Origin of the sequence: Pseudomonas sp. GM30 (assembly GCF_000282275.2) — a bacterium.
Classification (GTDB): Bacteria; Pseudomonadota; Gammaproteobacteria; order Pseudomonadales; family Pseudomonadaceae; genus Aquipseudomonas.
Genome location: NZ_AKJP02000022.1, coordinates 386,588 through 411,433, shown reverse-complemented (window position 1 = coordinate 411,433; position 24,846 = coordinate 386,588). Strand labels below are relative to the sequence as shown.

The following is a 24,846-nucleotide window of genomic DNA, read 5'->3' as shown; positions in this document are numbered from 1 at the left end:
TCGATCTCCCATTCACACGGCTTCCAGTTCCACCAAAGCGCTGCCTTCGCCGACCATTTCACCTTCCTGGCAATACAGCGCTTTGATCACCCCCGCATGGGGCGCGCGAATGCTGTGCTCCATCTTCATCGCCTCCAGCACCACCAGTTGCGCACCGGCCTCGACCGATTGCCCGGCCTCCACCAACACCCGCACGATGCTGCCGTTCATGGGGGCAGTCAGACCGCCTTGATGGCTGTGGCTGGCGTCGACGGCGCTGATCGGGTCGAACATCTGAATACGCCGCAACTCGCCTTCCCATTGCAGGTACAGCGAATCGCCCTGACGAATGGCGCGCAAGGTGCGACGTACGCCATCGTGCTCGACGACCAGTGCTTCATCCGACAGTTTGGCGTTGCCGGTGCTGCCCAAGGTCAACGCCCGATCCTGACCTTCGCAGCTCAAGTGAAAGGTGACTTCCGCCGGCAATCCTGCGCGCAACCCGCTGTTCAACGCCCACGGCGAACCCAGGTCATCCGCCCGAACAGCGCCCGGCAAACTCTGCGCGAACGCCTGCGCTGCGGCCTGCCAGAACTCATCGCTCAACGCACGCGGCGTCGGTAACAACTGTTCCTGATAACGCGGAATAAACCCGGTATCCAGCTCGGCAGCGGCGAACGCCGGATGCGCGATGATCCGCCGTAGGAAGTTGATGTTGGTCTTCAAACCGCCAATCGCGAACTCATCGAGCATGCTCAACAGCCGCAGGCGCGCCTGCTCGCGATCTTCGCCCCAGGCGATCAGCTTGCCGAGCATCGGGTCGTAGAACGGCGAAATTTCATCGCCTTGCTCAACGCCGCTATCGACCCGACGCCCCGGTCCGGCGGCCGATTCGCGGTAAAGCTCCAGGCGTCCGGTGGCGGGCAGGAAATCATTCGACGGATCTTCGGCATACAGCCGCACTTCAATCGCATGGCCATTGAGCGGTACCTGATCCTGGGTGATCGGCAACGCTTCACCGCGTGCCACACGAATCTGCCACGCCACCAGATCGAGGCCGGTGATCGCTTCGGTGACCGGATGTTCGACCTGCAGACGCGTGTTCATCTCCATGAAGAAGAATTCGCCGCGCGCATCGAGCAGAAACTCCACGGTGCCGGCACCGACGTAACCGATCGCCTGCGCCGAACGCACGGCCGCTTCGCCCATGGCGCGGCGCAGTTCCGCGGTCAGGCCCGGCGCCGGGGCTTCTTCGACGACCTTCTGATGCCGGCGCTGGATCGAGCAATCACGCTCGTTGAGGTACAGACAGTTGCCGTGCTGGTCAGCGAACACCTGAATTTCCACGTGACGCGGTTTGAGCAGGTATTTCTCCACCAGCATCCGCGAATCGCCGAACGACGACTGCGCTTCACGTTGCGCCGAAGCCAGGGCTTCGGCCAGTTGGCTGACGTCCTCGACCACTTTCATGCCTTTGCCGCCGCCACCGGCCGTGGCCTTGAGCAGCACCGGATAGCCGATGCGTGCGCAGGCCTCGCGGAAGGTTTCGAGATCCTGCGCTTCACCGTGATAGCCCGGCACCAGCGGCACGCCCGCGGTTTCCATCAGCGCCTTGGCTGCAGATTTGCTTCCCATCGCGTCGATGGCCGAGGCGGGCGGGCCGAGGAAAATCAGCCCGGCCTGTTCAATGGCACGGGCGAAGCCGGCGTTCTCCGACAGAAAGCCGTAACCCGGGTGAATCGCCTGCGCGCCGCTGGCCCTGGCCGCGGCGATCAGCTTGTCGATTTGCAGATAACTCTCGGCGGCTTTGCTGCCGCCGAGATCAACGCGAATGTCCGCTTCGCGGCTGTGCCGCGCTTCGCGGTCGGTGGCGCTGTGCACGGCGACGGTGGTCAGACCCAAGGCCTTTGCGGTACGCATGACCCGGCAGGCGATTTCGCCACGGTTGGCCACCAGCAGGGTGGTGAGGACAGGTGCGCTCATCAACGCGGCTCCTTGGTGGTGGTTGCGGCTTGCCAGCTCGGCGCACGCTTTTGCAGAAAGGCGCGCAAGCCTTCCTGGCCTTCAGGGCTGACGCGGATCCGGGCGATGGCGTTTTCGGTGTAGCGGCGCAGCGCCGGGGTCAGCGCACCATTGCCGACTTCGCGCAGCAGATCCTTGCTGGCGCGCATCGCGGCGGGGCTGTTGAGCAGCAGGTTGTCGATCCATTGCTCGACGGCTTGATCAAGCTCGGCGGCCGGGTAGCTCTCGGACAACAAACCGATTTCCCGCGCACGCTGCCCACCGAAGCGCTCGGCAGTCAGCGCGTAGCGACGCGCGGCACGTTCGCCGATGGCTTGCACCACGAACGGACTGATCACCGCCGGCGCCAGGCCGATGCGCACTTCCGACAGACAGAACTGCGCATCATCGGCGCCAATCGCCATGTCGCAGCAACTGATCAGCCCCAGCGCGCCGCCGAACGCCGCGCCTTGCACCACGGCCACGGTCGGGATTTTCAGCTTGGCGAGGTTGTACATCAGCTCCGCCAGCTCGCGGGCGTCGTCCAGATTGGTGTGGTAATCGAGTTCGGCCGATTGCTGCATCCACGCCAGGTCAGCGCCGGCGCTGAAGTGCCTGCCACGCCCGCGCACCAGCAGGAAACGCAGGCTGGAATCGCTGGCAACCTTGTCCAGCGCCAGAATCAGTTCGCGGATCATTTCGGCGTTGAACGCGTTGTTCTTTTCTGCACGATTGAGCCACAGGGTGGCGAAACCCCTTGGATCGTTGTGCAGTTCGAGGGTGTTGAAGTCGCTCATATTCTTCCGTCTCCACGGTTCTTGTGGGAGCTGCCTGTGGGCCTGGATTACGATTGCTGCGCAATCGAACGGGAGCAAGCTCCCTCGCCACACAGGCTCGCTCCGACAAAAAGCATCACATCCGGAACACGCCGAAGCGGCTCGGTTCGATAGGCGCGTTCAACGACGCGGACAAGGCCAGGGCCAGCACATCGCGAGTCTGCGCCGGGTCGATGACGCCGTCGTCCCACAGGCGTGCGCTGGAGTAGTAGGGGTGACCCTGCTCTTCGTACTGGTCGAGGATCGGCTGCTTGATCTCGGCTTCCTGCTCGGCGCTGAAGGCCTGGCCGCTGCGTTCGGCCTGCTCGCGCTTGACCTGCACCAGCACACCCGCCGCCTGTTCGGCGCCCATCACGCCGATGCGCGCGTTCGGCCACATCCACAGGAAACGCGGATCGTAAGCGCGCCCGCACATGCCGTAGTTACCGGCGCCGAAGCTGCCACCGATGATCACGGTGAATTTCGGCACCTTGGCGCAGGCCACGGCGGTCACCAGTTTCGCGCCGTGCTTGGCGATGCCGCCGGCCTCGTATTTCTGGCCGACCATGAACCCGGTGATGTTCTGCAGGAACAGCAGCGGAATGCCGCGCTGGCAGGCCAGTTCGATGAAGTGCGCGCCTTTTTGCGCGGCTTCGGCGAAGAGGATGCCGTTGTTGGCGAGGATCGCGATCGGGTAGCCGTGCAGGTGGGCAAAGCCGCACACCAGCGTGGTGCCGAACAAGGCTTTGAATTCATCGAACACCGAACCGTCGACCAGCCGCGCAATCACTTCGCGCATGTCGAATGGCTGTTTGGCGTCGGCGGAAACCACACCGTACAATTCGTCGCTGGCGTACAGCGGTGCAATCGGCGTGCGCTGCTGCACTTCGCCGAGCTTGCGCCAGTTGAGGTTGGCGACGCTGCGGCGGGCGAGGGCGAGGGCGTGTTCGTCGCTCTCGGCGTAATGGTCGGCCACGCCGGAAATCTTGCAGTGCACATCGGCCCCGCCAAGGTCTTCAGCGCTGACCACTTCACCGGTCGCGGCTTTCACCAACGGTGGGCCGGCGAGGAAGATCGTTGCCTGATTGCGCACCATGATTGCTTCGTCCGCCATCGCCGGCACATAGGCGCCGCCCGCGGTGCACGAGCCCATGACCACGGCGATCTGCGGAATGCCCATGGCGCTCATGTTGGCCTGATTGAAGAAGATCCGGCCAAAGTGCTCGCGATCCGGGAACACCTCGTCCTGACGCGGCAGGTTGGCGCCACCCGAGTCCACCAGATAGATGCACGGCAGGCGGTTCTGCTGGGCGATGGTCTGTGCGCGCAGGTGTTTTTTCACGGTCAGCGGGTAGTACGAGCCGCCCTTCACCGTCGCGTCGTTGGCGACAATCATGCATTCGACGCCTTCGACTCGACCGATCCCGGCAATTACCCCGGCGGCTGGCACGTCTTCGCCATACACGGCGTGCGCGGCGAGTTGGCTGATTTCCAGAAACGGCGAGCCCGGATCGAGCAGGCGATTGATGCGTTCACGCGGCAGCAATTTACCGCGCGAGGTGTGCCGTTCCTGGGCTTTCGCGCCGCCACCCTGCGCCACTTGGGCGAGCAGGGTGTGCAGGGCGTCGACCTGTTCGAGCATCGCCGCGCTGTTGGCGGCGAACTCCGCTGAACGGGGATTGAGCTGGGTATGCAGGATAGCCATGTGCAGCTCCGTTTAGCGGGTTTCGTTGAACAGTTCGCGGCCGATCAGCATGCGCCGGATCTCACTGGTACCCGCGCCGATTTCATACAGCTTGGCGTCACGTAACAGACGCCCGGCCGGGAATTCGTTGATGTAGCCGTTGCCGCCAAGAATCTGGATCGCGTCGAGGGCCATTTGCGTGGCGCGCTCGGCGGTGTAGAGGATCACCCCGGCGGCGTCCTTGCGCGTGGTTTCGCCGCGTTCGCAGGCCTGGGCCACCGCGTACAGATAGGCGCGGCTGGCGTTGAGCTGGGTGTACATGTCGGCGACTTTGCCCTGGATCAGCTGGAATTCGCCGATGCTCTGGCCGAACTGCTTGCGGTCGTGGATGTACGGCACGATCAGGTCCATGCACGACTGCATGATCCCGGTCGGGCCGCCGGACAGTACGACGCGCTCGTAATCGAGGCCACTCATCAGCACTTTCACGCCGCCGTTGAGCACGCCGAGGATGTTTTCTTCCGGCACTTCGACGTCATCGAAGAACAGCTCGCAAGTGTTGGAACCGCGCATGCCGAGCTTGTCGAACTTGTTGCTGCGGCTGAAGCCTTTCCAGTCGCGCTCGACGATGAACGCGGTGATGCCGTGCGGGCCTTTTTCCAGATCAGTCTTGGCGTAGATCACGTAGGTGTTGGCGTCAGGGCCGTTGGTGATCCAGGTCTTGCTGCCGTTGAGCACGAAACGGTCGCCGCGTTTGTCGGCGCGCAATTTCATCGAAACCACGTCGGAGCCGGCGTTCGGTTCGCTCATGGCGAGGGCGCCGACGTGTTCGCCGCTGATCAGTTTTGGCAGGTATTTGGATTTCTGTTCGTGGTTACCGTTGCGGTTGATCTGGTTGACGCAGAGGTTGGAATGCGCGCCGTAGGACAGGGCCACCGATGCCGAGCCACGGCTGATTTCTTCCATCGCCACCACGTGCGCCAGGTAACCCAGGCCTGCACCACCGTACTCTTCCGGCACGGTGATGCCGAGCAGGCCCATGTCCCCGAATTTGCGCCACATGTCGGCCGGGAACAGGTTGTCGCGGTCGATCTGCGCGGCGCGTGGGGCGATCTGATCGGCGACGAAGGACTGAACCTGATCGCGCAGCATGTCGATGGTTTCACCGAGGGCGAAGTTCAGGGATGGATAGCTCATGGGTCACCTTTTGGCTTTTTTGTAGGTTGGGAGGGCGGTCGAACGGCTCTCACCTTTACGTTAACGTAAGCCTGCGATGGTTGGCTGTCAATCACCCTTTACGTTAACGTCAACTTGGGCGAGAGTAGGGGCAGTTCAGGATTGAAAACGGACAGGCTTTTGTGGAAGTGAGCTTTTGTGGTGAGGGGATTCATCCCCGATGGTGTGCGAAGCGCATTTTCAGTTTTCCTGCTGAACCGCATTCACAGGTTTGGGTCGGCTTCGCCAACCATCGGGGATGAATCCCCTCACCACAAGGCCACCCGCAAAAAAGTGAGCTCCGGTAAACCCACTAATAAAGACAATAGGGGTCATCATGGATCAACCCAGTGCAAACCCTCAGCGCAGCTATACCCGAGGCTCCCAGGACAAAGCCTTGCTGGCGATGACCATCGGGCAGAGGTTCGACCAGACGGTTGCGCAACACCCGCACGGCGAGGCCCTGGTCGTACGTCATCAGCAATTGCGTTACACCTGGCGACAACTGGCCGATAGCGTGGATCTGCACGCCAGAGCCTTGCTGGCGCTGGGTTTGCAGGCCGGTGATCGGCTCGGCATCTGGGCGCCGAACTGTGCGCAGTGGTGCATCACACAAATCGCCACGGCGAAAATCGGCGTGATCCTGGTCAACATCAACCCGGCCTACCGCAGCTCCGAGCTGGAATACGTGCTCAAACAGTCCGGTTGCCAGTGGCTGGTGTGCGCCGGCGCGTTCAAGTCCTCCAACTACCACGCCATGCTGCAAGGGCTGGTACCGCAACTCGCCGAGCAATCCATCGGCCAATTGTGCAGCGAACGTCTACCTGATTTGCGTGGGGTGATCAGCCTCGACGCCCAGCCGCCGTCGGGCTTCCTGCCGTGGTCGCAACTGGCCGATCTGGCGAGCAGTGTTTCGCCCGAACAGTTGCGTGAGCGCAGCGACAGCCTGCACTTCGATCAACCGGTGAACATCCAGTACACCTCCGGCACCACCGGTTTCCCCAAGGGCGCGACCCTCAGTCACTACAACATTCTCAACAACGGTTACATGGTCGGCGAAAGCATCGGCCTGACCCCGAGCGACCGCCTGGTGATCCCGGTGCCGCTGTATCACTGCTTCGGCATGGTCATGGGCAATCTCGGCTGCATCACCCACGCCAGCACCATGATCTACCCCAACGACGCGTTCGATCCGTTACTGACCCTGCAAACCGTCGCCGAAGAACAAGCCACCGGCCTGTACGGCGTGCCGACCATGTTCATCGCCATGCTCGATCAGCCGCTGCGAGGTGAATTCGATCTGTCGAGCCTGCGCACCGGGATCATGGCCGGGGCGACTTGCCCGATCGAAGTGATGCGCCGGGTCATCAGCGAGATGCACATGAGCGAAGTGCAGATCGCCTACGGTATGACCGAAACCAGCCCGGTGTCGCTGCAGACCGGGCCGAACGATGAGCTGGAACTGCGCGTGACCACCGTCGGCCGCACCCAGCCGCAACTGGAAAGCAAGATCATCGACGAGGCCGGCAACCCGGTGCCGCGCGGCACCATCGGTGAGCTGTGCACCCGCGGTTACAGCGTGATGCTCGGTTACTGGAGCAACCCGCAAGCCACCGCCGAAGCCATCGATGAAGCAGGCTGGATGCACACTGGCGACCTGGCGAGCATGAACGATGAGGGCTACGTGAACATTGCCGGGCGCAACAAGGACATGATCATTCGCGGTGGCGAGAACATTTACCCGCGTGAGCTGGAAGAGTTTTTCTTCACCCACCCGGCGGTGGCGGACGTGCAGGTGATCGGCATTCCGTGCTCGCGTTACGGTGAGGAGATTGTCGCCTGGATCAAATTTCACCCCGGCCACACTGCGTCCGAGCTGGAGCTGCAAACCTGGTGCAAGGAGCGCATCGCCCACTTCAAGATGCCGCGGCATTTCAAGTTCGTCGAAGAGTTTCCGATGACGGTGACGGGCAAGATTCAGAAATTCCGGATGCGTGAGATCAGTATCGAGGAACTGAAGACAGTCGAGCGGTGAACACAAACACTGTGGGAGCGAGCTTGCTCGCGAATATGGAGTGTCAGGCGACAAATTTGTATCTGATACACCGCATTCGCGAGCAAGCTCGCTCCCACAATGGAGATAGAGTTTTTCTCGGATCACAGAAAGCACAAAGGGGAGCCGAAGCTCCCCTTTAATTTTGTCGTCGCGTGCTCTTTTTTTATTATTGAGGGGCGGTCTGTTGTTGTTTTTGGCAACCGTGGCCCTTTACCGCTGTTTTTGGCGACCCCCATCCGGGGTCAAGAGCAAACGTATTTTTTTGAGCGCTGATCTGCTTTCTCGTTAAACGATCCAACCGATTCGGGAGCTACCTGAAGGTAGTTTTATTGTTCTCTGCCCGGTTGCGGGTCACTCCTGAGAGCACCCTGAAAAGCACACCTTCTCCAAAAAAATCTGTTAGCTGCGTCTCTGCCGTGTTGTTTTTGTTATGTCAGAGTCGGTACGTCTTATTTTTATTGGTTTGCTGCTTTTTATTCTTGTTATGCCATAGAGATAGCAGAAGCCGTGCCAACTTTTTAAAACCCTTGTAAATCAAGGGCTTGATATTTTTGAAGGATTTTTCCTTCAGGGCAAACCAGACAATTTGTTTCCGTGTTACTCGTCTACGCCCACGTTTCCGACGCAGCGGTAACACCTTCGCCCTCACTGGGCGTTACGGGCCTTGGCCACACGCGAACCGCTCGGGCGACCGAGCACCGCGCTGATCTGCTGACCCGCCGCAATCAAGGCGTCCAGGTCGATACCGGTCTCGATGCCCAGGCCGTTGAGCAGGTACACCACGTCTTCGGTGGCGACGTTACCGCTCGCGCCTTTGGCGTACGGGCAGCCGCCGAGGCCGGCGATAGAGCTGTCGAACACCGCAATGCCTTCCAGCAGGCTGGCGTAGATGTTGGCCATGGCCTGGCCGTAGGTGTCGTGGAAGTGCCCCGCAAGCTTTTCCCGTGGCACTTGCGCCGACACCACTTCGAACAACCGCCGGGTCGCGCCTGCGGTGCCGGTGCCGATGGTGTCGCCCAGCGAAACTTCATAGCAGCCCATCGCGTACAGCTCACGGGCGACCATCGCCACTTGCTCCGGCGCCACTTCGCCTTCATAAGGGCAACCGAGCACGCAGGACACGTAGCCACGCACGGTAACGCCGTGCTGTTTCGCGGCTTCCATGATCGGCGCGAAGCGCGCCAGGCTTTCGCTGATCGAGCAATTGATGTTGCGCTGCGAGAACGCCTCGGACGCGGCGGCGAACACCGCAACTTCTTTCACGCCGGCGGCCAGCGCATCTTCAAAACCGCGCAGGTTCGGCGCCAGTGCGCCATAGGTCACACCGGGCTTGCGCTGGATCTGCGCGAACACCTCGGCGGAACCGGCCATCTGCGGCACCCATTTCGGTGAGACGAAACTGCCGACTTCTATATAGCCAAGGCCGGCGGCGCTCAGGGCGTCGACCAGTCGCACCTTGTCAGCCACGCTGATGGGTTGGGCTTCGTTCTGCAGGCCATCGCGCGGGCCGACTTCGATCAGGCGTACTTGGGAGGGGAGGGACATGGCGGTTGACCTGTAATTATCTGAAGACTGCGGATGCCCCCCTGTGGGAGCGAGCTTGCTCGCGAAAGCGGTGGATCGGTCAGCGAAAGATTTGAGTCGGACCGTATTCGCGAGCAAGCTCGCTCCCACAGGGGATAGGTTTTTTCCGTTAAATGGCCTGCTGACCCTTGAGCGTCTGCTCCAACGCCTGCACGCAGCGTTCTTCAGCGGTGTCGAGTTCCAGCTTCATCTGTTCGATGTCGAGCAGCTGCTGCTCGAGCTGTTCGCGGCGTTCGTTGATTTTCGCCAGCATGCTGTTGAGCTGTTTGGTGTTGCCACTGGACGGGTCATAGAGCTCGATCAGCTCACGGCACTCGGCCAGGGAGAAACCGATGCGCTTGCCGCGCAGGATCAGCTTCAGGCTGACCTTGTCGCGCGGTGAATAGATGCGTTCCTGGCCACGGCGCTCGGGGCTGAGCAGGCCTTGTTCTTCATAAAAGCGGATCGCCCGGGTGGTGATGTCCAGCTCGCGGGCGAGGTCGGAAATGCTGTAGGTCTGGCTGCTCATGAAAGCGCTCGGAAAAAGGTCTTGGCGCTAAGCTAATGGTGAGTTGACGTTTACGTCAAGCAGGAAGGATCGTTGCTGTCAGTGCCGGCCTCTTCGCGAGCAAGCTCGCTCCCACATGGACTTGTGCGCGCCACTGATCCTGTGGGAGCGAGCTTGCTCGCGAAGAACGATAACGCGGTAGCCAGCCTTACACCTTGTCGAGCTTCTTCTCCTGCGCCGCCACCTGCTGGCACAACTCGATGATCTGCTCGCGCATCCAGCGGTTGGCCGGGTCCTGATCGGTGCTTTCATGCCAATACAGGTGAGTCTCCAGCGGCGGCACGTCGCTGACCGGCAGGTTGAACGCATGCAAGTCATTACGCCGGGCAAACCGCTCGGGTACCGTCATCACCATGTCGGTCTGCTGCATGACCTGCGACGCCATCAGATAATGCTGCGAGCGCAGGGCGATCTTGCGCTGAATGCCCATTTTGCCCAGCGCCAGATCGACATACCCCAGACCGCTGCGGCGGCTGGAGATATGGATATGCGTGAGCGACAGGTAATCGTCGAGGCTGAGTTTTTCCTTGCCCGCCAGCGGGTGGCCCTTGCGCATCGCACAGACGTAACGGTCTTCCATCAGCTTGACGTGACGCACCTGCGGGTCGGTGTTGAGCGGCGCATCGACGGCGAAATCCAGGCGTCCGGCGGCCAGTTCCTTGGTGGTCTCGCGGCGTTTGGACAGAAAGCTTTCGATGATCACCGTCGGCGCCAGACGCCGCAAACGCTGGAACAGCGGCGGCAGGATAACCGCCTCAGTCAGGTCGGTCATGCTGATGCGGTAAGTCTTCACTGCCTGCGCCGGGTTGAAAATCCGGCTCTCCTGCACCGACACCCGCAGCAGTGACAGCGCGTTGCGTACCGGGCCGATGATGTTCTGCGCCATCGGTGTCGGCACCATGCCCTGGGCGGTGCGCACGAACAGCGGATCGTTGAAGGTCTCGCGCAACCGCGCCAACGCGTTGGACACCGCCGGCTGGGTGATCCCGACAATCTGCCCGGCGCGGGTCAGGTTGGCTTCGGTGTAGATCGCGTCGAAGACGATGAAAAGGTTGAGGTCGACCTTACTCAGATTCATAACGCGGCTTCTCTTGTTCTGTGGGCTGACAATCAGCGGATCATATATCGGTGATGAATGTTTATACACGCCGAGAATAGGCTAGGTAAATTATCCGCGCTGTTCTAGCATCGATTGCATGATCTGAACAACCTCTGCCTAAAGAAGGTAATTGCTCATGGATTTCGCTTATTCGCCCAAGGTGCAAGAACTGCGTGAGCGCGTGACCGCGTTCATGGACGCTTACGTTTACCCGGCCGAAGCCGTGTTCGAACGGCAGGTTGCCGAGGGTGATCGCTGGCAGCCGACCGCGATCATGGAAGAGCTCAAGGCCAAGGCCAAGGCTGAAGGTCTGTGGAATCTGTTCCTGCCGGAATCGGAACTCGGTGCCGGCCTGACCAACCTCGAATACGCGCCATTGGCGGAAATCATGGGCCGTTCGCTGTTGGGGCCGGAGCCGTTCAACTGCTCGGCGCCGGACACCGGCAACATGGAAGTGCTGGTGCGTTACGCCAACGAAGAACAGAAACAGCGCTGGCTCGAACCGCTGCTGCGCGGCGAGATCCGCTCGGCGTTCGCCATGACTGAACCGGACGTGGCCTCGTCCGACGCCACCAACATGGCCGCCCGCGCCGTGCGTGATGGCGACGAGTGGGTGATCAACGGCAAGAAGTGGTGGACTTCCGGCGCCTGCGATCCGCGCTGCAAGATCCTGATCTTCATGGGCCTGAGCAATCCCGACGCGCCGCGCCATGCGCAGCACTCGATGATCCTCGTGCCGGTCGACACCCCCGGCGTGAAGATCGTCCGTCCGCTGCCGGTGTTCGGTTACGACGACGCGCCGCACGGTCACGCCGAAGTGCTGTTCGACAACGTGCGAGTACCGTACGAAAACGTCCTGCTCGGTGAAGGACGCGGCTTCGAAATCGCTCAAGGTCGCCTTGGCCCAGGCCGGATTCACCACTGCATGCGTTCGATCGGCATGGCCGAGCGAGCACTGGAACTGATGTGCAAACGCTCCGTGAGCCGTACCGCGTTCGGCAAACCGCTGGCACGTCTGGGCGGTAACGTCGACAAGATCGCTGACTCGCGGATGGAAATCGACATGGCACGCCTGCTGACCCTGAAAGCGGCGTACATGATGGACACCGTGGGTAACAAGGTTGCCAAGAGCGAGATCGCGCAGATCAAGGTCGTCGCACCGAACGTCGCGTTGCGGGTGATCGACCGGGCGATCCAGATCCATGGCGGGGCAGGGGTGTCGAACGACTTCCCGCTGGCCTACATGTACGCCATGCAACGCACCCTGCGCCTGGCCGACGGCCCGGACGAAGTGCACCGCGCGGCGATCGGCAAGTTCGAGATCGGCAAGTATGTGCCGAAGGAAATGCTGCGCAGCGGTCATTAAGACCGCGTCGCCGCCTTCGCGAGCAAGCCCGGCTCCCACAGGGATCTGCAGTGAACACAAATTTTGTGAACACCAGTGCACCCTGTGGGAGCGGGCTTGCCCGCGAAGGCGTCAGGTCAGTCACCACATCTGCTTCGGATTCAATACACCCAAACCTCAACCCGCCGATTCTTGATCCTGCCTTCATCCGCACTGTTTGCCGCCACCGGCATCAACGCGCCAAACCCGCGCACTTCGCGCATCACCACGCCGTTCTTCACCAGTTCGCGACGCACCGCCATCGCCCGCAGCTTCGACAGCAGATCGGCGCGGGCCGGATCGTCTTTCTCGTCACCAAACCCCACCAGCGTCACCGCGCGCTCGGTCTTGTCGTGGCGCTGTATATAGTCGAGCACCCGCGCCAGATCCTGCCGCGCCTTGTTGTCGAGGCTGGCGCTGCCTTCCTCGAAACGGAAATTCACAGTCAGACGCTGGGCATGCCGGCTGAGGGATTGATAACCCTCGGGCATCAGCGCATTCGGAGTGACGGTCATGGCGTGCACGGTCTGGCTGATGAAACCGTTGGCCGCGACAATCTTCTGGCCCTGTGGGCTTTGCGCAAACGCCACCAATGCCGATGCCCACGGATTCTGGTTGCCGGGCGGCAGATAAAAGAACAGGCGTCGTGACAGCGGATAGTCCTCAGTGGCAATCAGACTGTTAAGCGGCAACATCGATTGCGAGGCGCCATCGGCAATCGCCACGGCTTTGGCCTGGCGCACATACGGCAGACCGATGAAACCGATACCCTGCGGATCACTGCTCACCGCATCGGACAATTGCTCACTGGATTCGAAACGTTTCGCACTGGCACTCAGATTTTTCCCACGCCGCCCCAGCACCAATTCCTTGAACGTGTCGTACGTGCCGGACTGATCATCCCGCGCATATAAATGAATCGCACCACCGCGACCGCCGAGGTCTTCCCAGGTTTTCACCTCACCGCTGAAGATCCGCGCCAGTTGCTCGGTGTCCAGTTGCTGCAGTGGGTTGTCGGGGTGAAGGATGATCGCCAGACCGTCGATGGCAATCACCTGCTCGGCGGCGGCGCTTTTCAGATCGCCGAGCGCTTGCAGGCTGAGCAGTTCGCTGTCCTTGATCGGGCGGGAGGAGGCGGCGAGGTCGGCACTGGCGCTTTTCAGCGCGGTGAAACCGGTGCTGGAACCGTGAGCGGCAACTTCAATCACCACCCGTTTGCCTTGGGCAGTCTGGCCGACGACGTGTTGTTCGTTGGCGGTGTCGGGGTTTTCGCGGTGGATCTTCAGCAGCCCCTGATCCTGCAAAAAACCTTCAACCAACGCCGGGCCGAGATCGGCGCCAATGGTATTGGAACCCTGAATGCGCAATCCCGGGCCGTTTTCAGGGATGGGCAGGGTGGCGGCACTGACCGTCAGCCATGCACTCGACAGAAAAGCGAACAGAACACGGAGGGTCATTCCGGCACCGAATCAGGCCAAGGGGATTGCCGGGGAGATTAAGTCAGAAAAGTTACTTGAAGATGACAGCGATCCAAATGTGGGAGCGAGCTTGCTCGCGAATGCGGTGTATCAGAAACATTTCTGGTGACTGAGACACCGCTTTCGCGAGCAAGCTCGCTCCCACAGGGGGATTTCAGGCGATTTTTAGATCAGGCCAGCTCAAGCCAGATCGGCGCATGATCCGAAGGTTTTTCCATCCCGCGCAGCTCATAGTCCACGCCCGCATCCTTCACCCGCGGCAGCAAACCATGGGACGCCAGGATCACATCGATCCGCAGACCGCGTTTCGGTTCGTCTTCAAACCCACGGCTGCGGTAGTCGAACCAACTGAACATGTCGGTCACGTCCGGGTTCAGGTGGCGATAGCTGTCGGTCAGGCCCCAGTTTTTCAGGCGGGCCATCCACTCGCGTTCTTCCGGCAGGAAGCTGCATTTGCCGGTTTTCAACCAGCGCTTCATGTTGTCCGGGCCGATGCCGATGTCGCAGTCTTCCGGGGAAATGTTCACATCGCCCATCACCACCAGCGGCTGTTCGTTGTGGAACTGGCTTTCCAGCAGGGTTTGCAGGTCGCTGTAAAAGCGTTGCTTGGCCGGGAATTTGGTCGGGTGGTCGCGGCTTTCGCCCTGTGGGAAGTAGCCGTTCATGATGGTCACCGGCACGCCATTGGCGTCGGCGAAGGTGCCCCAGATAAAGCGGCGCTGGGCGTCTTCTTCATCGCTGGCGAAGCCTTTGTGAATGGCGATCGGTTCATTGCGCGAGAGCAGGGCGACGCCGTAATGACCTTTCTGGCCGTGGAAATAAACGTGATAGCCCAGCGCACGCACTTCTTCGAGCGGGAACTGGTCATCGTGGACCTTGGTTTCCTGCAGGCCGATCACGTCCGGCTGATGCTTTTCGATCAGCGCTGCCAGCTGATGCGGACGGGCGCGAAGTCCGTTGATGTTGAAGGAAACAATCTTCATGGTCGGCAGTCCTGGCAAAAGGGCGATGCTAGCTGACATGTGGGATGGGGGCCAGTGTGGGGTGGGAGAAATCATTTTCATCTGTGGGATGTGGGTTGCCCGGGCGGGCCTCTTCGCGAGCAAGCTCGCTCCCACAGGGGTATGCATTTTAAATGTGGGAGCGAGCTTGCTCGCGAAGAGGCCCGCCCAGTCGATGAAGATCCCGAGTTGGTCTATACCTGTGGGGAACTGCGCCACCGCCAAAAGGTTCGTACCATCAAGAGCGCAGTCATTTGAGCCGCGCCCCGGGGGAGAATCACCGTTATGCCTGAAACCCAGACCGCCATCGCCGACATCCACATGCTCGACCGCGGTTACTCGCGCGAAGCCCGCTCGCTGCTGTATCAGGCCTATCGCCACGAGCCGACCTTCGGTTACCTGTTCGAGGCCGAGCGGCCGGGCTACGAGCAGCGCGTGCGGGCCACGGTGCGTGAACTGGTCAAACAGCATTTTCTGCAGGATCAGCCGGCCATCGGCCTGTTGGTCAACGACCGGCTGATCGGCATCGCCCTGATCGCGCCGCCGCAGCGTCGCCTGGGCATCACCGAGAGTTGGGCCTGGCGTCTGCGCATGGTGCTCAGCACCGGATTTCGCTGCACCCGGCGCTATCTGGAATACCACGATGCCGTGGCCGCCTGCGTGCCCAGTGATTCGGTGCACATGCTGCCGCTGCTGGGGATTCATCCGCAGTTTCAGGGCAAACACTTCGGTGAGCAGTTGCTGACCGCTGTGCACAACTGGTGCGCGGTGGACGAAACCTCGCAAGGCGTGGTGCTCGACACCGGCAACCCGCGTTACCTGGAATTCTATAAACGCCAGGGCTACGAAGAGATCGGCGAAGTGGCCGTCGGCCCGGTGCGCGAACATGTGTTTTTCCACGCCAATCCGCAGGTGTTACAAACTGCAACAGCATAGCGATCGAACTTCTTCGGAAATTTCCTGTTCTATCACGCTCCCAAGCCCGTGATAGCATCCGCGCCTATGAAGTTTCCAGGAAGATTTACCAGTGGCGTGCTCATGCTGTTAACCAGCTGCGCGGCGCTGGCGCAAAGTGAATTGGACGTGCGGATCAAACCGTCCAACGACGAACTCAAGGCCAATATAGAAGGTTATATCGGCAGCCTCGGCGACCGTGACGAACAAGCCTTGCTGCGCTTCAGTCGCGGGGCCGAAGAGCAGGCGCGCAAAGCCGCGCAGGCCTTGGGTTATTACCAGCCGCAGATTGACAGTGACGTGAAGGGCGGCGAAAAGCCGCGCCTGGTGCTGAACATCGATCCCGGCGAGCCGATTCGCCTGCGCAATGTGACCATCCGCGTCGACGGCCCAGCCGCCTCCCTCAAATCCTTTCGTGTGCCGAGCAGTGACACGCTCAAGTCCGGCGCGGTGCTCAACCACGGGCGTTATGAAGACGCCAAACGCCTGATCCAGAACCAGGCCTCGCGCTTCGGTTTCTTCAGTGGTCATTTCACCAGCCAAAAACTCCTGGTCGATCCGCGTGCCGGGGTGGCCGACGTTGAATTGATCTACGAAAGCGGCCCGCGTTATGCGCTGGGCAAAGTCAGTTTCGAGGGCGATACGCCGTTCGACGAAGATTTGCTGCAACGCATGGTGCCGTTCAAGGCCGGTGATCCGTATGACTCCGAGCTGATCGCCGAACTCAACCGCGACCTGCAATCGAGCGGCTATTTCGAAGGCGTGCGCGTCGATGCGGCGCCGACGGCAGCGAAAAACGACGTGATTCCGGTAGACGTCAAGCTCGACACGCGCAAGCCACGCACCATGGGCCTGGGCCTCGGTTACTCCACCGACGTCGGCCCGCGGATCAAGGCCAACTGGACGCGCCACTGGGTCAACCCGCAGGGCGACAGCTACGGCTGGGAAGCCGAACTGTCGGCACCCCGGCAAAACGTCGGGCTGTTCTATGACATCCCGCTCGACCCGCCGCTGACCGACAAATTGCGTTGGGCCGGCGGTTATCAATATGAAAACATCGACGGCTCCGACACCCTGAGCAAGCTGTTGACGTTCGGCCCGGAATGGCACAGCAAGTTGCCCAGCGGCTGGCAGCGAGTGATCTCGCTGAAATGGCAGCGCGAAGAATATGAACTTGGCGACGACTCCGGCCTCAGTACCTTGCTGATGCCCGGCATCAGTTACTCGTACCTGAAAAGCGACAACCGCATCGACCCGCACAACGGCTATCGCCTGACCTTCGAAAGCAAAGTGGCGAAGGAGGGCCTCGGTTCGGACAACAACCTTTTATATGGCACGGCGTTGATCAAAGGCCTGACCACGGTGTTCGACAACCACCGCTTCCTCGGTCGGGTGCAGGTCGGCGGCAGCGCCACCAATGGTTACAACTCGGTGCCGCCGTCGCTGCGCTTCTTCGCCGGTGGCGATCAGAGCGTGCGCGGTTATGACTACCAGAGCCTGTCCCCGGAAAACTCCAAGGGCGACCGCATCGGTGGCCGCTACATGGTCGCCGGCAGCGTCGAGTACCAATATTCGATTGCCGAGAAATGGCGGATCGCGACCTTCGTCGATCAGGGCAACTCTTTCAACAAACTCGAACTGCCGAACCTCAAGACCGGGGTCGGTATCGGTGTGCGCTGGGTCTCGCCGGTGGGGCCGATCCGCCTCGACCTGGCCCACGCGCTGGACGACGACGGCGGCATCCGGCTGCACTTTTCCATGGGGCCTGAGCTGTGAAGCGTGGTTTGAAAATAACGGCACTGGCGTTGTTGGCGCTGGTGCTGTTGATTGTACTGAGCATCAGCGCGGTACTCGGGACGCAGGCCGGCAGCCGTTGGGCGCTGAGCCTGGTGCCGGGTTTGAGCGTGGAGAATTTCCAGGGTCGTCTCGGCGGCCAATGGAGCGCCGATCATCTGCTGTGGCAGCAGGACAGCAGCCGGGTCGAGCTGAACAAGGCGATTTTTGCCTGGTCGCCGCTGTGCCTGACCCGCATGACCCTGTGCATCGAACAGCTCAAGGCGGATCAGGTGATCCTGCAATTCCCGCCGAGTGAGGAAACCACCGACAGCGGCCCGATCAAACTGCCGGATCTGCAATTGCCGCTAGGCATCGAGCTGGGTGACGTGCAGGTTGGTAGCTTGCTGTTCAACGGCAGCGAGCAGCTCAAGGGCCTGCAACTGGCGGCGCACTGGACGGCCCAGGGCCTGCAGATCGACAGCGTGAAACTGCAACGCGACGACCTCAGCCTGAACCTCTCCGGTCTGCTGCAACCGACCGGCAACTGGCCGCTGAACATTGCCGGCGATCTGACCCTGCCGTCACCGGGCACCGGCCCCTGGACGCTGGCGCTCAAAGTTGACGGCGATCTGCTGAAAACGCTCAATCTGCACGCCGACAGCCACGGCTACCTCGACGGCCAGTTGGCGGGCGAGCTGCAACCGCTGGCAGAAAACCTGCCGGCCAAGGTGCGCATCACCTCCGAGGCGTTCAAACCCAGCGCTGACTTGCCGGACACTTTGCAACTGAATCAATTGGTGTTGACCGGCGAAGGCGATCTGAAAAACGGTTACCAGCTCAACGGTAATGCCACGCTGCCCGCCGATAAGGGCCCGGTGGCGCTGCTGCTCAAAGGCAAGGTCGATGCCAGCGGCGCGCAGATCGCCGGCCTCGACCTGACGGCCAACGACAAGCAAAGCCTCAAGCTCACCGGCAGTGTCGACTGGAGCAAGGGCCTCACGGCGCAAGCCAACGTCAACTGGCAGGATTTCCCGTGGCATCGGCTGTATAACGAAATCGACGAACCGCAAGTCGCCTTGCGCACCTTCACCGGCGAAGTCTCCTACACCGACGGTCAGTACCTCGGTAACTTCGCCGCCGACCTCGATGGCCCGGCGGGGGCGTTCAGCCTGAGCAGTCCGTTCAGCGGCAGCCTGAAGCAAATCGCGCTGCCGCAACTGAAAATGGAAGCCGGGCAGGGCAAGGCCGAAGGTCATGTCAACGTGCAGTTCGCCGATGGCATTGCCTGGGACACTGCGCTGGATCTCTCTGCGCTGAACCCGGCGTACTGGGTTGCGGAGTTGCCGGGCACCTTGGCCGGGCCGTTGCGCAGCAAAGGCGAAATGAAGAACGAGCGCCTGAGCCTGACCGCCGATCTCGACCTCAAGGGCAAACTGCGCGGGCAACCGGCCGTCCTCCAGGCCAAGGCTGACGGTGCCGGTGAGCAATGGAATCTCAACGCCCTGCAAATCCGCCTCGGCGATAACAGCATCAGCGGCAAGGGCAGCCTGCAACAGAAACTCACCGGCCAGATCGATATCAAACTGACGCGTCTGGCCCAGCTCTGGCCGCAGCTGCGCGGGCAGGTCACGGGACAGGTCAACGTCGCCGGCACGCTGAAAGCACCGCAAGGCAAACTTGATCTGCAAGGTTCGCAACTGGCATTCCAGGACAATCGCCTGCAAAGCCTCAACCTCGATGCGACCCTCGACAGTGCGCAACGGGCGAAGATTGATCTGAAAGGCAGCGGCATTCAGGCTGGCGACACCAACCTCGGTGTGTTAACCGCCAGCGCCCAGGGCGACATCAAGAGCCAGAAACTCAACCTCGACCTGCTCGGGCCGAAGCTGAAACTGGCCCTCGGTCTGGACGGCAATCTGGACAAGGGCAACTGGCGCGGCCGTCTGGCCAGTGGCGACATTCAGGCCGGCGGCCAGGACTGGAAACTGCAGAGCCCGGCCAAACTCGAACGCCTGGCCGACGGCAAGATCAACTTCGGCGCGCATTGCTGGATGTCCGGCAACGCCAGCCTGTGCGGTGAAGACCAGCGTCTGCTGCCGGAGCCGAAACTGCGTTACCACCTCAAGCAGTTCCCGATCGAAAGTCTGGCGCAATGGTTGCCGAAAGACTTCGCCTGGCAGGGCAAACTCAATGCCGACCTGCAACTGGACTTGCCGGCCAGCGGCCCGAACGGCGTGGTCAGCATCGACGCCAGCGGCGGCACCTTGCGTATGAAGGAAAAGGATCAGTGGCTGGACTTCCCGTACCAGACCCTGAAGCTCACCAGCAAACTCACACCGAAGCGCATCGACACCGACCTCAACTTCGTCGGCGGCAAACTCGGCGAGTTGATGGTGCAGGCGCAGCTCAACCCGCTGCCGAAAAACAAACCGCTGAGTGGTTCGTTCCGTCTCAGCGGACTGGACCTGTCGGTGGCGCGGCCGTTTGTGCCGATGGTCGAGAAACTCATCGGGCGCCTGAACGGCAGCGGCACGATTTCCGGCGGGCTGCTGGCGCCGCTGGTCAACGGCACGGTGAAACTCAGCGACGGCGAAGTCTCCGGCGCCGAACTGCCAATGGAACTCAAGAACCTGCAGCTGCAAGCGGTGATTGCCGGCGAATCGGTGCGACTGGACGGCGGCTGGAACAGCGGCAAGACCGGGCAGGGCAGTCTCAATGGCAACGTCGCGTGGGGGCAGGCGTTGATAGTCGATCTGGCGCTCAAGGGCACGCAATTGCCGGTCACCGTCGAGCCGTACGCCAAGCTTGAAGTGGCGCCAGACCTGAAGATTTCCATGGCCGGCGATGAGCTGAAGATTGCCGGCAAGGTGCAGGTGCCGCGAGGCGAAATCACCGTGCGTGAACTGCCGCCGTCAACGGTAAAGGTTTCCGACGACACGATCATCGTCGGGGCGCAGACCGAAGAGGGCAAACCACCGCTGGCGATGAAAATGGACATCGACGTGGTGGTCGGCGAAGACAAACTGAGCTTCGCCGGGTTCGGCCTGACCGCCAACCTGCAAGGTCACGTGCACATCGGCGACAACATGGACACCCGTGGCGAGCTGTGGCTCAACGACGGCCGTTACCGCGCCTACGGCCAGCGCCTGAACGTACGCCGGGCGCGGCTGCTGTTTGCCGGCCCGATCGATCAGCCGTATCTGGACATCGAAGCGATCCGCCAGACCGACGATGTGATCGCCGGTATCCGCCTGAGCGGCAGTGCCGAACAACCGACCACGCAGATCTTCTCCGAACCGGCCATGAGCCAGGAGCAGGCGTTGTCCTATCTGGTGCTGGGCCGACCGCTGAGCACCAACGGCGAAGACAACAACATGCTCGCCCAGGCAGCATTGGGTCTGGGCCTGATGGGCAGTTCCGGGGTGACCAGCGGTTTGGCCAAAGATCTGGGGATTCAGGACTTCCAGCTCGACACCCAGGGCAGCGGCAACACCACCAGCGTGGTCGCCAGCGGCAATATCTCCGAGAAACTCAGTCTGCGTTATGGCGTCGGTGTGTTTGAGCCGGCCAACACCATTGCGCTGCGTTACAAGCTGAGCAAGAAGGTTTATCTCGAAGCCGCCAGCGGTGTCGCCAGTTCGCTGGATATCTTCTACAAGCGCGATTTCTGAGAACGTGGCCAATAGCCGGGTCGTGACGCTGCGATCCGGTTTTTTCAGGATGTATTAGACTCACCGAACCCCCGAAAGCCTTGCCGGTTGCGTCTATGGTTCGTTTGAGTATGGTCCTGCTCGGTAACGACTTCGTCCGCAAGCGTTGGTCCGCGCTGGCGCTGACCGGCATTGTCTGGGGCGCGGCCGGGGTGGCGATCTTCATCGATGCGCTGGATGGCGTTTTGTATTTCCCGCTGCATCTCTTCGGCTATCTGTTGTTGCTCGAAGCGCTGATCCTGCTGCTGGTGCCGGCCCCGCAAACCGGGACCGCTGCGGCCCTGCGTAAAGCGCGAGGTCTGGCGTTTCTCTTGCTGGGGCTGCTGATCGTTGATCGACAACATGCTGCCGGGCTGATTCTGGCGGTGCTGTTTGGCGGGGCTTTCATTGTTGATGGGGTCTTCAGGCTGGCGGCTGCGGTGGTGGTACGTTTTGTCGGCTGGCAAGTGTCGCTGCTGGCCGGGTTGTTCGAACTCGGCTTTGGCGTGTTTATCCTTGAGCCGTATCCGACGCTGTATAAGGGCACGGTGCCGTTCTGCATCGGCATGAGCCTGTTTCTCTCGGGCTGCGCGTTGTTGCGCCAAGCCGTGCGCTTCAGGCACCTGCCGCCGCTGACAAACCCTGTTGCGCTCAGTGCGCCGGCCAGCAGCGACGCATTGGTCATCCACATCTGGACCCCCAGCGGCACTGTGGATGACACCCTGGTGCGCAACCGCCTGCTCAATCGCTACATCGCGGCGGTTGATATCAATGGGGTCATTTCCGCCGGCCACGCGGCGCTGGAATGTGGCCCGGACATTTACATCAGCCATTACCCGCTGGACGACATCGACCGCTCGGCGGGGGATTTCGTGCGTTTACTGCGGGCGACGCCGAACAACGATGTCGCCGGGCGGTTTTTGCCGGACTATGCCGGTGAGGTGGCGGACTGGTGCCCGTCTTCGGTTCAGGTCAGTTTTGCCCACTACGATGCCCGGCGGTTGCAGGCGTTCTGGGTGGCGTATCGGCAGAACGACACCTACAACCTCACCAGCCGCAACTGTTCCAGTGCCGTGGCCCATAGCCTGGAGGCGGCTCTGGAAGGATCCATGAATCGCGGGCACTCGAGCATGTTCGATTTTGCCCGGATCATCTTCAGCCCCGAATTCTGGGTCGCGGCGCAGGTGCGCAAGCGCGCCGAAGTCATGGCCTGGACGCCCGGGCTGGTGCTCGACTACGCCCGGGCGCTGCATGCCGCCATCGAGCCCGCGCCGCCGGGCTGGCACAGCATGTTTGCGGTGATCAAACGCGCCTGCGGTTATGCAGTCACGGCCTTGCGCGGGCGCGAAGTGCATCCCCTCCAGCCGCCATCCATGCATCCTTCCGACAAATCCTGACCGACGTTACACCGAGTCGCTGCCTTCGCGAGCAAGCTCGCTCCCACATTGATCCATGTATGCATGAGATCCCTGTGGGAGCGAGCTTGCTCGCGAAGACGTCCGCCTGTGCAACACAAAAACCCAGTCCACTGGTCAACTAATTACAAAGCAACCTAACTATTACGTTGACATTCGCTGCCTAGGCAGTAACATCTCGACATACATTCACTGCCTAGGCAGTTATTAGGTGAGCACATGAAGCATTTCACCCCGGACGGATTCAAACATTGCCATCTCGGCCTGTTGCTCGGCCGTGCTGCACTGCTCAAGGACAGGATCATCGACACCCACATGGAACCCCACGGCATCACCGCCGCGCAGTTCAAAGTGTTGATCATCATGGCCCAGTACGGCGTCGACACCCCGGCCGAGCTGTGCCGGCACCTGTCGCTCGACAGCGGTTCGATGACGCGCATGCTCGATCGTCTGGAGCAGAAAGGTTTCCTGGCTCGCCAACGCAGCGAAGGTGATCGCCGTCAGGTGCAGCTCAAGCTCACCGAGCAGGGCCAGCAACTGGCCGATCGCCTGCCGCACATCGGCGCCGACGCCATGAATGAACTGGCCGGCGCCGTCACCACGGACGAGTTGAAGACCCTGGAATACATCCTCAAGAAAATCCTGCTGGCCGCCGGTGACCCGATCACTATCCAGCGCTTAGGTGAACACAATGAGCAGTAAAACCTTGCGCAGCAGCCTGACTCTGGTGATGTCGGCGATGATTCTGGCCGGTTGCGCCAATTACAGCGGCCTCGATACCCAAGGCAAAAATCTCGACGCGAATAGCCTGAAAGTCGGCCAGTCCCTCAGCGGCGTGACCCTGTCGCCGGCCGCGTGGCCGAAAAGCGACTGGTGGACCAGCCTCGGCGATCCGCAACTCGACGGGCTGATCCGCGAAGCGCTGCACGACAGCCCGGACATGCAGATCGCCGAAGCGCGCGCGCATCAGGCCAGCGCCGCAGCCTATGCCGCCGATGCCGAACGTTATCCGACCCTCGACGCCAGCGCCGGTATCAGCCGTTCGCGTCTGGCCAAGGATCAGGACCCGCGCGGGCAGGGCGATGCCTACGCCACCGTGCGCAACGTCAGCGCCGGGTTCAATTACAACTTCGACCTGTGGGGCGGCCAGCGTGATGCCTGGGAGGCCGCGCTCGGTCAGGCCCGCGCCGCTGAAGTCGACCGTCAGGCCGCGCAATTGACCCTCGCCGCCGACGTGGCCCGGGCCTACAGCGATCTGGGGCAGGCGCACATCGTTTACGACCTGGCCAACGACGATCTCAAACGCACCAAACAGATGCTCGATCTGAGCCAGCGCCGCTTGAGTGCCGGGATCGACAGCCAGTACCAGTTCCAGCAAACCCAAAGCCTTGAGGCCAGTTCCGAAGCCAGCCTGATCGACGCCGAAAAACGCTTGAACAGCGCGAAAATCGCTCTGGCCGTGCTGCTCGGCAAAGGCCCGGATCGTGGCAACGAAATCGCCCGGCCGAAAGTCCTGCAAGCCAGCGCCGTGGCGGTGCCGTCGGTGCTGCCGGCGGAACTGCTCGGTCGGCGTCCGGATCTGGTCGCGGCGCGCTGGCGCGTGGAGGCGGCGAGCAAAGACATCGACTCGGCGAAAACCCGCTTTTATCCCAACCTGAACCTTACGGCGTCCGCCGGTGCCGAATCCTTGTTGGGTGACGCGATGTTCGGGTCGGCCAGCCGTTTCTTCAGCATCGCCCCGACCATTTCGGTGCCGATCTTCGACGGCGGGCGCCTGCGCGCCAACCTCGATGCGCGCGACGCCGATTACGATCTGGCGGTGGCGCAGTACAACAAAAACCTGGTGAAGGCACTGGGCGATGTCAGCGACACGATCAACCAGTTACGTGACATCGGCCGGCAGATCGGCGCGCAGCAACACGCCACCGAGATTGCTCAGGATTCTTACAACACCGTCGTCCAGCGTTACGGTTCCGGCATCGGCAACTACCTGGACGTGCTCAGCATCGAGCAGCAATTGCTGCAGGCCCAGCGTCAGCTGGCCAACCTCAATGCCGAGCAGATCGACCTGTCGATTCAACTGATGCAAGCGCTGGGCGGCGGCTTTCAGGGTGAAACCCTGACCGCAGCCAACGCCACCCCAGCCACGTCGCACAACTAATTCAGGTA

17 protein-coding genes are annotated in these 24,846 nt (G+C 61.4%); 8 read left to right on the top strand and 9 right to left on the bottom strand.

Going from position 1 to position 24,846, the window contains the following annotated elements:
* Positions 1–12: 12 nt before the first annotated feature.
* From PMI25_RS15205 to PMI25_RS15190, 4 genes are all read right to left on the bottom strand, one after another.
* Positions 13–1,962: an acetyl/propionyl/methylcrotonyl-CoA carboxylase subunit alpha gene (locus tag PMI25_RS15205; protein WP_007961120.1), complete on the bottom strand. Its 1,950-nt coding sequence runs from the start codon at positions 1,960–1,962 to the stop codon at positions 13–15.
* On the bottom strand, positions 1,962–2,777 hold the full coding sequence (locus tag PMI25_RS15200; protein WP_007961118.1) for a gamma-carboxygeranoyl-CoA hydratase: 816 nt from the start codon (positions 2,775–2,777) through the stop codon (positions 1,962–1,964). Before PMI25_RS15200 ends, PMI25_RS15205 begins: the two co-directional genes overlap by 1 nt.
* Before the next feature lie 115 nt (positions 2,778–2,892).
* A complete protein-coding gene (locus PMI25_RS15195; protein WP_007961117.1) occupies positions 2,893–4,500 on the bottom strand; it encodes a carboxyl transferase domain-containing protein in 1,608 nt (535 codons plus the stop codon).
* Positions 4,501–4,512: 12 nt separating this feature from the next.
* Positions 4,513–5,676: an isovaleryl-CoA dehydrogenase gene (locus PMI25_RS15190; protein WP_007961115.1), complete on the bottom strand. Its 1,164-nt coding sequence runs from the start codon at positions 5,674–5,676 to the stop codon at positions 4,513–4,515.
* 355 nt (positions 5,677–6,031) lie between these two features.
* Here PMI25_RS15190 and PMI25_RS15185 point away from each other — a divergent pair, with 355 nt between their 5' ends.
* Complete coding sequence (locus PMI25_RS15185) at positions 6,032–7,729, top strand: AMP-binding protein (protein ID WP_007961113.1); 1,698 nt, start codon at positions 6,032–6,034, stop codon at positions 7,727–7,729.
* A gap of 666 nt (positions 7,730–8,395) precedes the next feature.
* Here the strand turns inward: PMI25_RS15185 and PMI25_RS15180 are convergent.
* The 3 genes from PMI25_RS15180 to PMI25_RS15170 all read right to left on the bottom strand — a co-directional run bounded on the left by PMI25_RS15180 (position 8,396) and on the right by PMI25_RS15170 (position 10,959).
* Positions 8,396–9,295 carry a hydroxymethylglutaryl-CoA lyase gene (locus PMI25_RS15180; RefSeq protein WP_007961111.1) on the bottom strand — a complete coding sequence of 300 codons (900 nt, stop codon included), beginning with the start codon at positions 9,293–9,295 and terminating at the stop codon, positions 8,396–8,398.
* Positions 9,296–9,443: 148 nt separating this feature from the next.
* Complete coding sequence (locus PMI25_RS15175; protein ID WP_007961109.1) at positions 9,444–9,842, bottom strand: MerR family transcriptional regulator; 399 nt, start codon at positions 9,840–9,842, stop codon at positions 9,444–9,446.
* A gap of 187 nt (positions 9,843–10,029) precedes the next feature.
* Positions 10,030–10,959 carry a LysR family transcriptional regulator gene (locus PMI25_RS15170; RefSeq protein WP_007961107.1) on the bottom strand — a complete coding sequence of 310 codons (930 nt, stop codon included), beginning with the start codon at positions 10,957–10,959 and terminating at the stop codon, positions 10,030–10,032.
* 157 nt (positions 10,960–11,116) lie between these two features.
* Here PMI25_RS15170 and PMI25_RS15165 point away from each other — a divergent pair, with 157 nt between their 5' ends.
* On the top strand, positions 11,117–12,346 hold the full coding sequence (locus tag PMI25_RS15165) for an acyl-CoA dehydrogenase (RefSeq protein WP_007961105.1): 1,230 nt from the start codon (positions 11,117–11,119) through the stop codon (positions 12,344–12,346).
* Positions 12,347–12,486: 140 nt separating this feature from the next.
* On the opposite strand, the gene PMI25_RS15160 is transcribed toward PMI25_RS15165, so the two are convergent.
* Positions 12,487–13,821: a substrate-binding domain-containing protein gene (locus PMI25_RS15160; protein WP_007961104.1), complete on the bottom strand. Its 1,335-nt coding sequence runs from the start codon at positions 13,819–13,821 to the stop codon at positions 12,487–12,489.
* A gap of 191 nt (positions 13,822–14,012) precedes the next feature.
* A complete protein-coding gene (gene xthA / locus PMI25_RS15155; protein ID WP_007961102.1) occupies positions 14,013–14,825 on the bottom strand; it encodes an exodeoxyribonuclease III in 813 nt (270 codons plus the stop codon).
* 303 nt (positions 14,826–15,128) lie between these two features.
* Here xthA and PMI25_RS15150 point away from each other — a divergent pair, with 303 nt between their 5' ends.
* From PMI25_RS15150 to PMI25_RS15125, 6 genes are all read left to right on the top strand, one after another.
* Entirely contained in the window at positions 15,129–15,779 is a 651-nt protein-coding gene (locus PMI25_RS15150; protein WP_007961094.1) for a GNAT family N-acetyltransferase, read from the top strand.
* A gap of 66 nt (positions 15,780–15,845) precedes the next feature.
* On the top strand, positions 15,846–17,573 hold the full coding sequence (locus PMI25_RS15145; protein WP_045122071.1) for an autotransporter assembly complex protein TamA: 1,728 nt from the start codon (positions 15,846–15,848) through the stop codon (positions 17,571–17,573).
* A complete protein-coding gene (locus tag PMI25_RS15140) occupies positions 17,570–21,244 on the top strand; it encodes a translocation/assembly module TamB domain-containing protein (protein ID WP_007961089.1) in 3,675 nt (1,224 codons plus the stop codon). Before PMI25_RS15145 ends, PMI25_RS15140 begins: the two co-directional genes overlap by 4 nt.
* A 95-nt stretch (positions 21,245–21,339) precedes the next feature.
* Positions 21,340–22,659: an HdeD family acid-resistance protein gene (locus PMI25_RS15135; RefSeq protein ID WP_007961086.1), complete on the top strand. Its 1,320-nt coding sequence runs from the start codon at positions 21,340–21,342 to the stop codon at positions 22,657–22,659.
* 237 nt (positions 22,660–22,896) lie between these two features.
* Positions 22,897–23,379, top strand: a complete 483-nt coding sequence (locus tag PMI25_RS15130) for a MarR family winged helix-turn-helix transcriptional regulator (protein ID WP_007961084.1) — start codon at positions 22,897–22,899, stop codon at positions 23,377–23,379.
* Positions 23,369–24,838: an efflux transporter outer membrane subunit gene (locus tag PMI25_RS15125; protein WP_024164467.1), complete on the top strand. Its 1,470-nt coding sequence runs from the start codon at positions 23,369–23,371 to the stop codon at positions 24,836–24,838. Before PMI25_RS15130 ends, PMI25_RS15125 begins: the two co-directional genes overlap by 11 nt.
* Positions 24,839–24,846 lie beyond the last annotated feature (8 nt).

Excerpts from the sequence above, each read along its gene's own strand:
- PMI25_RS15205 (WP_007961120.1), bottom strand. The coding sequence starts at position 1,962 with ATGAGCGCACCTGTCCTCACCACCCTGCTGGTGGCCAACCGTGGCGAA.
- PMI25_RS15200 (WP_007961118.1), bottom strand. The coding sequence starts at position 2,777 with ATGAGCGACTTCAACACCCTCGAACTGCACAACGATCCAAGGGGTTTC.
- PMI25_RS15195 (WP_007961117.1), bottom strand. The coding sequence starts at position 4,500 with ATGGCTATCCTGCATACCCAGCTCAATCCCCGTTCAGCGGAGTTCGCC.
- PMI25_RS15190 (WP_007961115.1), bottom strand. The coding sequence starts at position 5,676 with ATGAGCTATCCATCCCTGAACTTCGCCCTCGGTGAAACCATCGACATG.
- PMI25_RS15185 (WP_007961113.1), top strand. The coding sequence starts at position 6,032 with ATGGATCAACCCAGTGCAAACCCTCAGCGCAGCTATACCCGAGGCTCC.
- PMI25_RS15180 (WP_007961111.1), bottom strand. The coding sequence starts at position 9,295 with ATGTCCCTCCCCTCCCAAGTACGCCTGATCGAAGTCGGCCCGCGCGAT.
- PMI25_RS15175 (WP_007961109.1), bottom strand. The coding sequence starts at position 9,842 with ATGAGCAGCCAGACCTACAGCATTTCCGACCTCGCCCGCGAGCTGGAC.
- PMI25_RS15170 (WP_007961107.1), bottom strand. The coding sequence starts at position 10,959 with ATGAATCTGAGTAAGGTCGACCTCAACCTTTTCATCGTCTTCGACGCG.
- PMI25_RS15165 (WP_007961105.1), top strand. The coding sequence starts at position 11,117 with ATGGATTTCGCTTATTCGCCCAAGGTGCAAGAACTGCGTGAGCGCGTG.
- PMI25_RS15160 (WP_007961104.1), bottom strand. The coding sequence starts at position 13,821 with ATGACCCTCCGTGTTCTGTTCGCTTTTCTGTCGAGTGCATGGCTGACG.
- xthA (WP_007961102.1), bottom strand. The coding sequence starts at position 14,825 with ATGAAGATTGTTTCCTTCAACATCAACGGACTTCGCGCCCGTCCGCAT.
- PMI25_RS15150 (WP_007961094.1), top strand. The coding sequence starts at position 15,129 with ATGCCTGAAACCCAGACCGCCATCGCCGACATCCACATGCTCGACCGC.
- PMI25_RS15145 (WP_045122071.1), top strand. The coding sequence starts at position 15,846 with ATGAAGTTTCCAGGAAGATTTACCAGTGGCGTGCTCATGCTGTTAACC.
- PMI25_RS15135 (WP_007961086.1), top strand. The coding sequence starts at position 21,340 with ATGGTTCGTTTGAGTATGGTCCTGCTCGGTAACGACTTCGTCCGCAAG.
- PMI25_RS15130 (WP_007961084.1), top strand. The coding sequence starts at position 22,897 with ATGAAGCATTTCACCCCGGACGGATTCAAACATTGCCATCTCGGCCTG.
- PMI25_RS15125 (WP_024164467.1), top strand. The coding sequence starts at position 23,369 with ATGAGCAGTAAAACCTTGCGCAGCAGCCTGACTCTGGTGATGTCGGCG.